Here is a 14,183-nt window from a genome sequence, read left to right as displayed (position 1 = left end):
AGCTATACAATCTTGCGCTGAACAAAGGCGGTGATTTTCTCGACCGAATCCAGGTTGTCGAGGTGCAGGTCGAGGGCCTCGATTTTCGTGTTGATCTCTTGCTCCACGAAAGTGACAAGATCAACCATGCTGAAGGAGTCGAGTATGCTAGATGAAAACAGCGGTGTGTTGTCGTCTATGTCCTCTATGTCGATGTCGAAATTGTCCGCAATATAGGTCAACAGGTTTTGTTTGAATGATGAAGGGTTCACGTCTTTATTACTCCTTGTTGGCGCTGATTGATGGCGATTATTTTCAAGGCTTGGCTATCTGGCTTGCCGCTGGCGGTGCGAGGAAAGCGGTCAAGGATCAATATTTGTTTGGGTAGCATATAACTCGGTAGGTAAGTGGCTAGACGCCTGCGGAGTCCAGTTTCATCCAGAGGTGGATTATCCTCTGCCAAGGTAACGAAAAGCGCCAGTTCCAGTTGATCATCTTCGGCCAACACCACCGGCAGGGCCTGTTGGATTTCCGGCAAAGCTTCAGCCTCGGAAGCAACCTCGGACAGGTGAACCCGGTTCCCCTTAATTTTGACCATGTCATCTGCACGACCCAGAAGGTGGAGCCTGCCTTCGGCGTCCATGTAGCCCAGATCGCCAGTGCGTACGGCAAATTTAGATGAGTTGCAGGGCGGGTCGTAGAAGGGGTTTTCGATGAGCTTGCTGCTACTATCACCATCCAGATATCCGAGCATCACGCCGTCTCCGACATGTAGGACTTCGCCATGCTCGTTGGGCGGCAGCGGGCGCATGTCTGCGTCTACAATGTAGATACATGTACCGGAATAGGCGCGACCGACACTGCTAGGCGCGACTGCTATATCGTCCGGGAAGGCGATAGTCGAGCGACAGGTTTCGGTCTGGCCATAGGTTTTAATGACCTGAATGCCATCCAGACGCTGAATCAATGCCGCCTGTTTTTCGGCGCTCAGGCTGCCACCGGATATGGTTACGTATCTGGGCAGGGGCGACTGAAAACTCAAGTTTGATCCCAACAGATCGAGCCAGATTGACGGCACGGCGGAAATGCCGGTGATGGATAAACGGCTAGCTGTCTGTACTATGTCGATCGGCAGCCAAGAATTCAGTAATACCAGCGGACAACCGATTACCCAAGAGGTCAGCACCTGGCTGAGTCCTACATCGAACGACCAAGGCAGTATGCTGAGCAGACGGTCGCCTGGATTGAGTCTGAAGTTTTGGGCCTCGGAGACAGCGCGAGAAATCAGGTCTGCATCCGAAATCAACACGCCTTTGGGTTTACCTGTGGAGCCCGACGTGAACAGGCAGGCGGAGGGACTAAGAGGGTCCCGTTTTTCGACTTGGCTAACCGGTGTCTTGCGAAAGTCATTCGACGATAGGACACGAATCGACAACTGATCCTGCATTCGGATGACCTGCTTGTCGTACATCGACAACCAATTCTCGGTCTTTAGCGCAAGGATATCTATCCCCGACAGGTACTCTAACTGGTCAGTATCGGCCTTTTTCAACGCCATCATACCGGGACCATCGATCCATAAGGCACCCGTTTGGGTTTGCTTCAATACGTGCTCGAGTTGAGTCACCTGGACCCGGCTATTGATCACTGAGAATACCCGCCCTGCGATTACGCAGGCCAGCATGAGTGCTAGACAGTCGACGCAACGTGTGAGGAACAGAGGGACCACTTGGTCAGGTCGGTGATATTCTTTTATCAGAGTGGCATAGATTTCCGCTTTAATCCAAAGCTCGCAGAAAGAAACCTGCTCTTCGCAGTCAACTCCCAGACCCATTACCGCAGGTGCGTCGGCTTCCCGCTCGAAGCATTCACGAACGACGGACAGTAGGCCACGGCGTGTCATGGTGTGGTGCAACCCAGTTGCTGCAAGCGTTGCTGAAACCGGGGCAGAGCCATGAGTTCCTTGAAGGTCGCGTCGGCCATAAGAGCGGATCCCCGGGCGGTAAAGTGCATGGTGTCAGTATAGTGGTTCCGATCGGCTGGTGGGAGCAAGGTGCTGTGCAGAATGTCGACACTATTATAATCTGGTAACTCCGCGATTACCTCGTTATAACCCTCGCGTGTGGCGATCAGATCCGGCAACGCCACATGCGGCATATAGAACAGATTGGTATTGGCGGCCTGAAGCTGTTTTTCGGGCGTTTGGTTACGTCGGAGCTGTGAGCCGATTTGCGCCACAAAAACAGTCAGGCCATCTTCGAGCAAAGTATCGGTAAGACGTTGCAGTCGGTCGCGGAAGCGCCCCTGAATAAGTTCCAGGTCCAGGCGGAGTTTACCCGCATGGCTGAAGGCAGATCGCTGCAGTTCAATTATTCGGAAATTTTTCTCTAGTTTCGCCCATAATATCGATAGGCTAGCGAGCGCCGAAGGTTGGTAGTGTCTGGTGTCGAACCCCTGTTCAGCGGCCAACCAGTCAAGGTCCTGATTTATGTCGCCGGGAAGTAGAATAGCGATATCCACATCCAATGACTTTAGCCGGGAGTTATAGAGAGTCAACAAGGTTTTCGTTCCAAATCCCGGCTGCCCGGCGTTGATGAAATCAAAGCGGCAATCCGGATAGAACTTCGAAATCAGATTGACTGTCATGTGCGGCCAGTTCTTTCCTTCTGTAATGTTTGCTTCGTAGGTCGTCGAACTGCCGAGAAATAGGATTCGTATTACCCCGTTAGACTTTCGTTCAGGAATATCTGGTCCTCTATATCCCAAATTGTTTATGCGTACCTGCCCCAATTGCCGGTTTGGATTAATGAGACGCAGCCCCGTGACATCGTCGACATAGAACGCAGAAGACTTCTCCACAGACTCCTCAACACCGAACTTAGCAAACTGGACTAGGCGTAAACCGATTTCACCAACTAAAAACATGCCCAAGGTCAGGCCCAATAGTACAACGCCAGTGAGTATTTCATATCGGCGTGTTGATTGTGTGCTGCCCAAGGTTGTCATATCACAGCACTAGGTAGTTGAATTTTGCTTCCTCTTCAAACGAAAAATAGAGGATAAGTAGCAGCATCAGAGCGTAGATCAGAGCGGCGGCCGGTACCGCAAAACTTGGCGGTAGTTTTTTACTAATCCAGTGATACATCAATTACCTCCAATCCAGCCGATGAATATGATCCGATATATTTGCAATGTATCTGCGAATGACTCCTGGCTAATGATAATGTATCCGAAGAAAAAGTAGTTGGCAGTTGCAAATATCTTTAACACCTTGACCAGTAGTGGATCCGGGTGCTTTTTTCCCTTGAGGCCCCTTTCGCGGTTCCTACGGCGTACGTACTGCTGCAGCTTATTCACAAAGATAATGCCAAGGCCGTGATAAAGCCCCCAGATCACGTAGCGTAGCGACAATTCATGCCATATACCTACAACAAGCAACGAGACCAACGTGCCCAAGTAGGGGTTACGAGTCAACCCGACCATTGTCATATAGATATAATCGCGCGACCAACTGGTCAGTGAAATATGCCAGGAGCGCCAAAACTCTGCAATGTTGGTCTTCATGAATGGGTTGTTAAAGTTTTCCATTACGCGATACCCCAACATCAGCGCAAAGCCGATGGCGATATCCGAGTAGCCGGAAAATTGAACATAGAGATTTAGGCTACCACGCACGGCCTCTAGGTAATAGATAAGCGACTGGTTCGACGGGTCGAGTTGCGCAATCTGGTTGGCAAGGTATTTATTGAACAGGAAATTTCCCAGCACAATGATCTTAAAATATCCCAAGAGGATGCGTTCAATGCCCTCTGATAGCTCAGAGGCATTCCAACGAATGGCAATGTGATTGTTATGAAACGCGGTAAAGCGATGAATGGGACCAACCAGCATGGTTGGAACGAAAAACAGGTAGCAGACATAGTCGTAAAAGCCGTGTGTGGGTAACACATCGCGATATTTGTCGATCACGTAGTGCACCACGCGAAAGGCATAATAAGACATTCCTATAGGCATGGCGACGTCACGTAGGACCTCGACCGGTGAGTGTGCGACCCGCATCTTGTAATAAGCGACCACGGCGATCACCAATCCCACAGACACAGTAATCATGGCTTTCGATACCCGGTCTTTCCTCACTATCAGGTAACTTATAAGGGTAAATGCGACCAGAAACAGAGCCGATGTCAATTGAATACTGGCAAGAAAGACAAAACTAACGAGTGCGAGAAATCCGTTTCGCCAAGGCGCCGGAAGTAGCCAGTATATTCCTGTGACGCCCACAATCAGGGCTAGCCAGGTGAGGGAGGTAAAGGTCATGGATGCTGGTGTAAGTGTGTTGTCCCGTTTAGCTTAGGAAATACCAGATATCTCCAAATTTCAGCTTGCTGTAGGTAGCTAGCCCAGCGACGATCAGCGCGGCGAAGAGGATGCTCAGAAACCAGGCAAACAGCGGGGCTGTACGTTTTTGCATAACACCGGTACCATTGTTTTTTCTTTTGGTTCGCACAATGGTGCTGTCGACACCGATAGCGCAGAAGTTCTGATGGTAGATAGATTTACGCAGGGAGAACGCCGTTGGAGTATTACTCACGGATGGCCAGAATATGCGTCTCCATACCAAGTTATCTGGATTTATTGTTTCTTCCCTGTGCCGATTTTACTAAAGCTAAATCAACGCTACTACTGTAGCGCTGCCTTAGAATACTAAATTACTTCTGCGCACCGAATTTGTGAAGAACGCAGCACACTACTGATACGGCAATTTTCGAGGGAGTATTATTCCATATATAATTGAGTCTGTGAAGACAGTAGTGCCCCTTCCAATGACACTTGAGCCTAAAAATAGGGACGCGGTTGCATTGTGAGATAAACCTAAGGACTGTTTAAAGTTTGTGGTCATCAGAGGATGATCGTGATACTCACGACCGAAGTGTTTCAGACATTTGGAGCAAGTACCCGCCTCCCTCCTCTGTACCCAACCTTCAGCATTACAATCCCGGCCGACTTGGGTGGTGACTTTAGCGTAAGCTATTCATAGCCCCCCGCCTACCAAAGTGGTTTTGAATTCGGTGGTCATCAATCTTCGCAACTTTGTTCAAGGTTCTGGTATCTTTGCTCATTACTGAGGGTTTTCTTGTTGGTTAGATATTTGTTTGGCCACTTAAACAACTAGGCCACCGCACATTAAATTTGCTAAAGATAATCCACGTATATTCAAATACTTAGAGGGAACTGGATGTCAATACTCCTTCATCAGTTAATCGATTCGGCCGCCAATAACTGGCCAGACCGGGTAGCATTGGTTCACAAACAGGAGGAGTTCACCTACGCTTCTGTCAGATCAAAGGTCGATACGGTCGCATCGGGCCTTTTGGCGCTGGGTTTCAGCCCTTCGGAGCGCGTGGCTGTCTATCTCCCCAAACAACCGCAAACCGTATTCGGGCTGTTTGGCGCTTCCCGGGCCGGAGGCGTGTTTGTTCCGATCAATCCCCTGCTAAAACCGCACCAGGTGGCCTATATCCTTAAAGATTGCAATGTCCGCATACTGATCACATCGACCGATCGACTCAACCTGCTCGCCGAGGTCCTGCCTGAGTGTCATGACCTGCGCAGTGTGGTGGTGTCGGGAAACCCGGAAAGTAAGCGACCGATGCTCCCGGCACTGAATATCCTGCACTGGGGTGAAGCATTCTCCGGCGAGGATGGCGGGCGGAAGGAAGGCCATCGCCGTATCGATAGTGACATGGCCGCCATACTCTATACCTCCGGCAGTACAGGGAATCCGAAGGGTGTTGTACTCTCACACCGCAATATGATTGCCGGGGCCGAAAGCGTTGCCGAATACCTGGGGAACAGACCCGATGACAGGCTGCTGGCGGTGCTACCGTTCAGCTTCGACTACGGTCTCAGCCAGATGACCACCGCCTTCCATGTCGGCGCCCGGGTCGTGCTGATGGATTACCTGTTGCCGCGGGACGTAATTCGTGCGGTCGAGCGTTACAGGATTACCGGTCTGGCCGCCGTCCCCCCGCTATGGAACCAGTTGGCGCAACTGGAGTGGCCCGAGGTCACCGCCAGATCACTCCGCTACATCACTAATTCCGGCGGCGCCATGCCCAAAACTACCACCCGCAACCTGCAGCAGGCGCTTCCTTCTACCGATATCTACCTGATGTACGGATTGACCGAGGCCTTTCGCTCCACCTATCTGCCACCTGACCAGGTGAACATCCGGCCGGAATCGATGGGCAAGGCAATACCAAACGCCGAGATACTGGTGGTACGCGAGGACGGTTCCGAATGCGCGCCGGGTGAACCGGGCGAACTGGTGCACCGCGGCGCACTGGTCGCACAGGGATACTGGAACGACCCGGAAAAGACCGCTGAGCGCTTCAGGCCCTGCCCCGGACAGGCAGCCGAGATCCCGTTAACCGAGATCGCGGTCTGGTCAGGGGATCAGGTGAAGCGGGATGAAGAGGGCTATCTCTACTTTATCAGCCGCAAGGACGAGATGATCAAGACCTCCGGTTACCGGGTCAGCCCCACGGAAGTCGAAGAGGTGGTCTACGGCTGCAAACTGGCCAGCGAGGTGGCGGCCCTGGGCATCCCCCATCCGACATTGGGCCAGGCCATACTATTGCTCGTGACGGATGCGGGTACTGAAACGGAAGAAAGCATCCTGCAGCAATGCCGCAAGGCGTTGCCCAATTTCATGGTGCCACAGGCGGTACTGATACGAGAAAGTCTGCCCAGAAATCAGAACGGAAAAATCGACAGGAAATCCCTTGCCCAGCAGTACCGGGAGTTGTTTCAGGAGAGTGAGTTGACATGAAGGCAACACCCAGGCACGAGACAATGGCGCAATTTCCGGTGCAGGATAACCAACTCCAGATCGGCGGCATCCCGCTCTCAACACTCGCGGCGCGGGTAGGTCAGACCCCGTTCTATGCCTATGACCGCCAGCTGATATCGGCAAGGGTTTCGGCACTTCGCGCGATCCTCCCGGACACTATCCATCTGCACTACGCCATCAAGGCCAACTCCATGCCCGCGGTGGTACAGCATTTGTCGGCAATTACCGATGGCCTTGATGTCGCATCCCTTGGCGAGATGAAAATCGCACTGGATACTGGTGTATCCCCCGGCAACATCAGTTTTGCCGGTCCAGGCAAAACCGACAAGGAGTTAACGGCTGCTGTTGCGGCCGGTGTGATTATCAACATGGAGTCGGAGGGCGAGATGGAGCGCGTTGCCAATATCGGCAATGCACTTTCGATTCGGCCCAGGGTATCGATCAGGGTCAATCCAGATTTCGAACTCAAGACCTCCGGCATGAAGATGGGTGGTGGCCCAAAACCCTTTGGTATAGATGCCGAGCGGGTTCCCGAGGTGCTGCGGAGAATTGGTTCATTGGAACTGGATTTCAGGGGCTTTCATATCTTCAGCGGATCGCAAAACCTCAGGCCGGAAGCACTGATCGAGGCGCAGACAAAGACCTTTGAACTGGCCTGGCGTTTATCGGAACACGCACCCTCCCCGATTGAATGGCTGAATATTGGTGGTGGTTTCGGCATTCCTTACTTCCCTGGAGAGAAGGCGCTCGACCCTGCCCCCGTCGCGGAGAATTTGCAAACCCTTCTGAACAACTATGCTCCAAGGTTGCCAGAGGCGGAGATAGTCATTGAACTGGGCCGCTACCTGGTTGGCGAAGCCGGCATCTATGTCTGCGAAGTGATTGATAAAAAAGTCTCCCGGGGCGAGACCTTTGTCGTTACCAATGGGGGACTGCATCACCACCTCGCCGCATCGGGTAACTTCGGCCAGGTGATCAGAAAGAATTATCCCGTCTGCGTCGGCAACCGGGTGTCATCGGGTACAACCGAAGTCGTGAGCATCGTCGGGCCACTCTGTACACCATTGGATATTCTGGCCGGCAAGATGGAACTGCCCGTGATGGAAATCGGCGACCTGGTGGTTATCTACCAGTCTGGGGCCTATGGGCTGAATGCCAGCCCACAGGATTTCCTAAGCCACCCACACACCGTTGAGGTGCTGGTATAGTTGGGCGGTGGATGCGCTGTCGCTTATCCACCCTACCCCAGACTTGTTACCGGGAAGGTCTCCCTGGTAACTGGTCAGGCCCAAGTCCAGCCGCTTTTCGACTCTTGAAGAATTGATTTCCCTCTGACAGGTCGGGGACATGATCCTCCCCATCAAACCGGAAGCGCCCGGTAGTCTCGATGATCCGGTTGCCAGAAACCACGAGTTTTTCTATCGGTGCACGCCAGGTAAAAAAGCGGTTAAAGCCATAGTTGAAAGCGGGTTCATCTTCCGACTCATCCCGGTCAAAAATAACCCAGTTATTGGTAATTGAGACATTGGAGGGCCGCACACTACCACCACAGTTTTTTGCCTCGGTACCCACACTGATCAGGTCGATATTGTCTGTCCGTTCGCCTTGTTGCAGGACACTTTCGTGTACCGAAAGGTGCCCCCCACAAGGGAAGTCAATCAGGCGTGAGTGCCTGCCATCAAGTCCAGCTATCACCGTGTTAACAATCTCTGTTTCTGTGGCCCGACTCTTGAACAAGTGCCCCTTGCCGAAAGAGCGCCTGATGACGCTGTTCTCCACCACTACCTTGTCGATATCACCCGCGTAAAATCCATGTCCCAGGGTTTTCGAACGATCATCCAGGCCGCTGTTTTCGATCAGGCTGTTTGTCAAACGAAGAGTCCCCCCTCTGTTGTCAGTTATGATCCCTATCACGGTGTTTTTGATCACGGCGTGATCAACGGTCAGATCAAACCCCTTACCCTCCGCCTTGATACCGGCGCAATTCCCACCCAGACAGTCTGCTTGTATCCCGTCGGCATTGAGATTTGTAATTTTCACCTGGCATCCATTGCAGGAGACATTCACTATTCCCTTGCGATTTGCAATCCCTCTAATCGACACTCCCGTGAGATCGACAGTCATCGACCTGTTGATATAAAGCCCCTGGCCATAGATCCCGGCCGGCACTTTCAATACACCACCGGTTACTGTCTTTTTCACTAGTTCACCCAGGTTGAACGGTGCGTAATTGACCGGTTTCATCTGTGGAGGATGCTTATATATCCAGAAGCCCGTTTCATGGGACGAAATGCCGGCATACAAATCGTAATCCTTCAGATAGACCCATTTTCCATACACCCGAACATCCCCGCGCTGGGGCCCCTGTTTCATCCAGTTGTAGTGACGCCATCCAGGATTCTTCGCATCCGGACTGAACATGAAGATATTCCATCGCCCGTCCCATGAAACCAGGTCGCCATCCCGGTTAATTGCAATTGATTTCCCGTGGGGAATTATCTGTTTGTGGGTATGTATCAGTTGGCCGGTACTGGCATCAAACTGTAACAATGACTTTTTGTGAATGGACCATATCTGATTGCGTTTTTCATCATATACCTTGAGACCATCCCCCCAGTCTGCCTGACCCATAAATGATTTTGCGCTCTGGATATCGGCATTGATCGGGTCATAAACGACAGCCCTGTTCTTTGAGCCCAATAAAATGCTTCCATCCGTTAACTCAGCTGAAACGGGATAACTCTGATGTACATTCTTTTGCTTCAGTTCCTCGTAACCGAAGACTTTTCGCCATTTAAGTGGCGCAAGTCCATTTCGCTCACCCGACACTGATGGATTAAATTCGTACCAGCCAAACCCGACTCTCCGATCACCCCATACCAAGGGACTGTTTTTATACTCGTCCTCCTTGTCCTCAAGGCATGAACCATTGGCCGCTCCGTAGGTATAGAGGAACACCGTTTTCGTCTTTTTGCTGAATAGAATACCGTCATAGGTATGTGAACTCCCGGGTACCTTTTCCGGGTCTGGCATCCAGCAAAGTCGTCTCCAAGGTTTATTCTTTCTGGCGCCATAATCATGCAGTACATATAGCTGATCCAGTGGGGATGGATCGGTCAGTCGCTTCCACTGACCCTTCTTAAGATCAAACCGATAGACCTCATTTCCCCCATAGTCCGCATGTCCTCCACCAAAAAAATAGAGATAGAGATTGTCTTCATCAAAAGCCGCGCTGTTCCAGGCGGTCAAGATCGACTTCCCGCCCGTTCTCATGCGGATTCTCTTACTCAGATTCTCCGGCCACACGGAAGAAATGGAGGGGTGCTTGTCATTCACCCTTATTTCACACCAGCCCCCCTGCTGCTCCAGTTTCTTCGCGCAATCATCCAGGTTAACCCCGATGGCGAGTGCAGGCAGCTGCTGTTCATCGGCCAAAACATTGTGTGGTGCGGCATAAAGACAACACGTAAGAATAATAACGAGGCAATTACCAGGAAATTGACCGGAACCAGGCATAGATTGACACCTTCCCTTGTGTTAAAGAATTTCACTCCACATAACGCACCCCATATATTTACTGAAATCCGCCACACAGTTCAGGCGTACGCAGGATGACACTCATCCAGAAACAACCTACTTATTGCTATGATTTCAGGTGACCATTCGATTTAGTCATCGACTGGAGCGGTTCGAATGGCCTCTGAAGGGCGAACCTTTGACGCACAATGTGCAGTAATGATCGTCGTCCATGATCAGAAAGCATAAACCGGGAAAAGCAAAACACTGTTGTAAATCGGTAGTTCTACAGAGTGTGACGAGTAAATAAGATTAGCATAAATTTTCTAACAGAATATTGCATAAAACCGGTCCCGGGCTCCATTGAGTATAGCCAAGCCAGCCGCCATTGAATCGATCTACCACGCCTTCAGCCAAGATTCTGTGCGCTGGATGGCCTGCTCCAGCCATTCATGGCGAGAAAAGGTGTGATCCGACGCCTCCAGGTGGAACTGTTCAAAACGCGACTCACCCAGAAGACCTTTGAAGCCTCGTGATGCCTCAACCGCGTCCTTGAATTCAGCAGCCGTCAGATCATTCCCGCTCAGGATAAACAGAACCTGGCCCTTGAACTCTCGCAAAGACTGCTCCAGTCGGATCGCCAGACTAACAGCCGGGATGTTGGGTTGCGTGTCACCGCTCCCCTGTTCACCACCTGTTGCGATTTTCAGGTTGCTCTGAAGCGAACTCGCTGATTGCGCAATATCCAGTTGACCCCGCAGAACTTTCCTCCAGAATCCCAGAGATAGAATTCGCTTGATATAGTAGTGCTTCAAAAAGGCCCTGGCTTCGCCCTCTTCGCTCCGAACCCAGGGATTCGCCAATACCAGGCCAGCCACTCTGGGGTCGCTGGCCGCATAGAAAGATGCTGCAGTGGCCGCATCACATAACCCCCAGATCACCACCTCCTCTACCCCGGACATACTCGACTGCAGGGAATCAATGGCGGCTGCTATATCATCCTGAATATTTTCGAATCCGGTATAGTCACCCTCACTATCCCCCATACCCCGATAGTCAAATCGGAAAACGGGGTATCCGGATTTCGCCAGTTTTCTTGACAGCAGAACGAACTCCCGATGACTTCCAACCCGATATTGCGGGCCACCTACGACCACGAGCAATGCACGCCTGCTTTCAGACGAAGGATTGTGCAGAACAGCAACCAAGTGTTCGCCCCGGCAATCGAAGGTAAGTGGTCTCTCGTCATCCGTGGCAATCTCCCGTTCAGCAGGTGATTGCACGGGTGTCGAACCAAGGCCGGCATGTATCAACAGATCCGTCGTGCAGCCAATCAGGTGCGGAGCGGTCGCGAGTTCCTGGGTTGTCCAAAACGGCTCGCCCACAATAGCTTCCGAACGCACGGAACAACCGGCTTCCTGCCATCTGGAGAGCAGCTTTTGTGACTGAAGATTCAGCGGCTTCTCGGGTGCAGCTACGACCTCCAGCCAATTCACTTGAGTCCTGCTGATCGTCTCAGCGGGAATATCATTCATTGATTGCGCCGAGAGTTGTTCATAGAGTGCGGGAGAGAGTCCATAACCTGCCACTTCCAATCGCTCTCCAGCCGACAGGATCTGCTTGAGATCTGCCATGCTCTCGCCATTCCCGGTCATCATTCCTGCCGCTAGCCGGAGCCTGAGAAACTGGGCTATCGCCTGATTTCCGTTAATCACCGGCTGCCAGAGCGACAGCCGACGGACTAATTCGGGTGCGGTTTTTAGCATATCCACCGCAAGCAAAGCACCAACTCTTAGCCCCCACAGCGTAATCTCTGTCGCGCCAAGTGCTTCAATCCGTTGTAAAAGAAAACGCACATCCTGCTTCCAGCATATCCAGTCCGCCTGGCTGAAGTCACCATCGCTGTCTCCTGTCCCAAACAGGTCTGCCACCAGGACGCCGTGCCCCTGTAGAGCCAGTTGCCTGGCCTGCCAACTGACCATGTGACGGGATTTGTTCATCTCCTCGGCAAAGGCAGGAAGATGCAGAACCCACGAGGTGGGAAGTCGATCTCCAGGAGGCATGAAGGTAAGAGTGAAAAGTCGACCCGACGGGCCTTGGATAAATTCTGGATGCATGGCCAGTTGTTCTATCAACCGGCGACTTTTTCTATGACGAATTCGTGGAGCGAGCCTATAGTCTCGAAAATCTCGGCACTGACCTCATCATCATCGACCACAATCCCAAAGTTATCCTCGATTGCGGTAATGACGGACACCACCGCCATCGAGTCGAACTCCGGTACACTCCCAAGCAGCTGTGTTGAACTATCGAAACCGTCAACACTGTCTCCAAGTTGCAGAACCGATCCGATGATCTCCTTGACCTGTTCAATCGTCACCATCAAAAATCTCCATTTATACTCAATAATTCAGATAGTTATATTTATTCTGCCAAGCCGGGCCTTGAACCTGCCATGAACAGCCATTTTACAACCGTTCTTCCCCCATCTCTATCACGATGAGCACATTTGCCTGCAAATATATGATTCCTCTATACTCAGCCGACCATTCCCCTGGATAAAAAATCCCATTCATGAGCGGCCGTTGACATGGAAGTAGAAAGCAATATTGGTGTTAGCCTGTCGTCAAGTGAGCCGGTGAACACGATTATTCCAGGCTCTGTCCCACTTTCGCTGGGATCCTTTCTGGGTGGTCGCAGCAAAAAACCAAGTATTCTGGATAGCCAGAGAGTTGTTTACCTGACCAGTGGACGAATGGCAATCGCACAGGCCTTGATGCTGAACCGGATTTGCGAGGGAGACGAGGTACTGGTACCCGCCTATCATTGCAGTTCCATGATTGCGCCCGTCAAACATTCCGGCGCAAAGTCCGTTTTCTACCGGATACTGCCGGATATGAGTATCGACCTTGAGGATATCGAGCAGAAACTGAATGACAAGACGCGACTTCTTCTGGTAGCACACTACTTTGGATTCCCACAGCCGATCAATGCATTGCAGAAACTATGTACCGACAAGGGCATCGTATTGCTGGAAGATTGCGCACATGCCCTCTTCAGCAACTATCAGGGTAAACCTCTCGGAAGCTTTGGCGACTATGCCGCCGGCAGCCTGATGAAGTTTTTTCCTGTCAATGATGGTGGCGTTCTCACGGCCAACACAGCCCACAATCTCCAGGTGCAAACAGAGCCGGGCGGGCGCGAATTCGAGCTGCGATGCGCACTTAACACCCTGGAAAAATCTTTCATCTACAACAGACTGAAAACTCTCGAGCTACTGCTGTGGATTCCACTCAAGATAAAAAACCTGCTGTGGAGGTGGTTGAAATCTCAACGCGGAGAGTCCCATGCCGAGAGTTCTCCGGCCGCATCAGATGGTGGATTTGATTTCCAGCCGAGGTGGATCAACACCCGTATATCTGCTTTCTCTCTACGGATCTCCAGAATGGTATCCACCAATCGCATCATAGACAGAAGAATCAGCAACTATCGATGGTTGTCCAATGCGCTGGCCGACATACCAAACTGCCGTCGTCTCCATCCTGAATTGCCTGAAGGGGTCGTGCCCTATATATTTCCAATCATCATCGACCAGGTTGATCCTGCTTTCATCAACTTGCGAAGAATGGGCGTTCCCCTTCTGAGGTGGGAGTTTCTGGATGAAGAGGTGGATAGTAATACCTGTAAAAACAGTCACTATTACAGTCGTCACCTGGTACAGATACCCTGCCATCAGGAGCTTCATCAAGCGGAACTCGAATGGATGGTGGATAATATCCGGCATGAGTTGTCACGCCATAATCAGACGGGTTAATGGGTACGAAAATCCTGTCTG

At 51.6% G+C, this 14,183-nt stretch carries 12 protein-coding genes; 3 read left to right on the top strand and 9 right to left on the bottom strand.

Annotation, left to right across the window (positions count from 1 at the left end):
- Positions 1-2: 2 nt before the first annotated feature.
- From ACHZBF_RS08325 to ACHZBF_RS08300, 6 genes are all read right to left on the bottom strand, one after another.
- Positions 3-251: an acyl carrier protein gene (locus tag ACHZBF_RS08325; RefSeq protein ID WP_051301856.1), complete on the bottom strand. Its 249-nt coding sequence runs from the start codon at positions 249-251 to the stop codon at positions 3-5.
- On the bottom strand, positions 248-1,882 hold the full coding sequence (locus tag ACHZBF_RS08320; protein WP_321528179.1) for a class I adenylate-forming enzyme family protein: 1,635 nt from the start codon (positions 1,880-1,882) through the stop codon (positions 248-250). The genes ACHZBF_RS08325 and ACHZBF_RS08320 overlap by 4 nt, the downstream gene beginning before the upstream one ends.
- Positions 1,879-2,922, bottom strand: coding sequence for an SGNH/GDSL hydrolase family protein (locus ACHZBF_RS08315; RefSeq protein WP_394707558.1), 1,044 nt, complete (start codon positions 2,920-2,922; stop codon positions 1,879-1,881). The genes ACHZBF_RS08320 and ACHZBF_RS08315 overlap by 4 nt, the downstream gene beginning before the upstream one ends.
- A 64-nt stretch (positions 2,923-2,986) precedes the next feature.
- Positions 2,987-3,124 carry a hypothetical protein gene (locus ACHZBF_RS08310; protein WP_157606715.1) on the bottom strand — a complete coding sequence of 46 codons (138 nt, stop codon included), beginning with the start codon at positions 3,122-3,124 and terminating at the stop codon, positions 2,987-2,989.
- Positions 3,124-4,296 carry an MBOAT family O-acyltransferase gene (locus ACHZBF_RS08305; protein ID WP_321528177.1) on the bottom strand — a complete coding sequence of 391 codons (1,173 nt, stop codon included), beginning with the start codon at positions 4,294-4,296 and terminating at the stop codon, positions 3,124-3,126. The genes ACHZBF_RS08310 and ACHZBF_RS08305 overlap by 1 nt, the downstream gene beginning before the upstream one ends.
- A 28-nt stretch (positions 4,297-4,324) precedes the next feature.
- On the bottom strand, positions 4,325-4,570 hold the full coding sequence (locus ACHZBF_RS08300; RefSeq protein WP_029132475.1) for a hypothetical protein: 246 nt from the start codon (positions 4,568-4,570) through the stop codon (positions 4,325-4,327).
- A gap of 645 nt (positions 4,571-5,215) precedes the next feature.
- Between ACHZBF_RS08300 and ACHZBF_RS08295 the strand changes: the two genes are divergently transcribed.
- Both ACHZBF_RS08295 and ACHZBF_RS08290 read left to right on the top strand, forming a co-directional pair.
- The gene (locus tag ACHZBF_RS08295; protein ID WP_321528176.1) at positions 5,216-6,811 is read left to right on the top strand and encodes an acyl-CoA ligase (AMP-forming), exosortase A system-associated; all 1,596 of its coding nucleotides are present in this window, start codon (positions 5,216-5,218) and stop codon (positions 6,809-6,811) included.
- Entirely contained in the window at positions 6,808-8,040 is a 1,233-nt protein-coding gene (locus ACHZBF_RS08290; RefSeq protein WP_321528175.1) for a pyridoxal-dependent decarboxylase, exosortase A system-associated, read from the top strand. Before ACHZBF_RS08295 ends, ACHZBF_RS08290 begins: the two co-directional genes overlap by 4 nt.
- Positions 8,041-8,086: 46 nt before the next feature.
- On the opposite strand, the gene ACHZBF_RS08285 is transcribed toward ACHZBF_RS08290, so the two are convergent.
- From ACHZBF_RS08285 to ACHZBF_RS08275, 3 genes are all read right to left on the bottom strand, one after another.
- Positions 8,087-10,105 carry a Kelch repeat-containing protein gene (locus ACHZBF_RS08285; protein ID WP_169720366.1) on the bottom strand — a complete coding sequence of 673 codons (2,019 nt, stop codon included), beginning with the start codon at positions 10,103-10,105 and terminating at the stop codon, positions 8,087-8,089.
- Positions 10,106-10,746: 641 nt separating this feature from the next.
- Entirely contained in the window at positions 10,747-12,465 is a 1,719-nt protein-coding gene (locus tag ACHZBF_RS08280; protein ID WP_084609790.1) for a hydrolase 1, exosortase A system-associated, read from the bottom strand.
- Between the two features lie 14 nt (positions 12,466-12,479).
- On the bottom strand, positions 12,480-12,731 hold the full coding sequence (locus tag ACHZBF_RS08275) for an acyl carrier protein (protein ID WP_029132470.1): 252 nt from the start codon (positions 12,729-12,731) through the stop codon (positions 12,480-12,482).
- Between the two features lie 207 nt (positions 12,732-12,938).
- Here ACHZBF_RS08275 and ACHZBF_RS08270 point away from each other — a divergent pair, with 207 nt between their 5' ends.
- Positions 12,939-14,162 carry an aminotransferase class I/II-fold pyridoxal phosphate-dependent enzyme gene (locus tag ACHZBF_RS08270; RefSeq protein ID WP_321528174.1) on the top strand — a complete coding sequence of 408 codons (1,224 nt, stop codon included), beginning with the start codon at positions 12,939-12,941 and terminating at the stop codon, positions 14,160-14,162.
- Positions 14,163-14,183 lie beyond the last annotated feature (21 nt).

Origin of the sequence: Sedimenticola selenatireducens (genome assembly GCF_963675335.2) — a bacterium.
In the GTDB taxonomy this organism is placed as follows: domain Bacteria; phylum Pseudomonadota; class Gammaproteobacteria; order Chromatiales; family Chromatiaceae; genus Sedimenticola; species Sedimenticola selenatireducens.
Note: the sequence above shows the minus strand (reverse complement) of the source record. Positions and strands in the feature narration are given on the sequence as shown.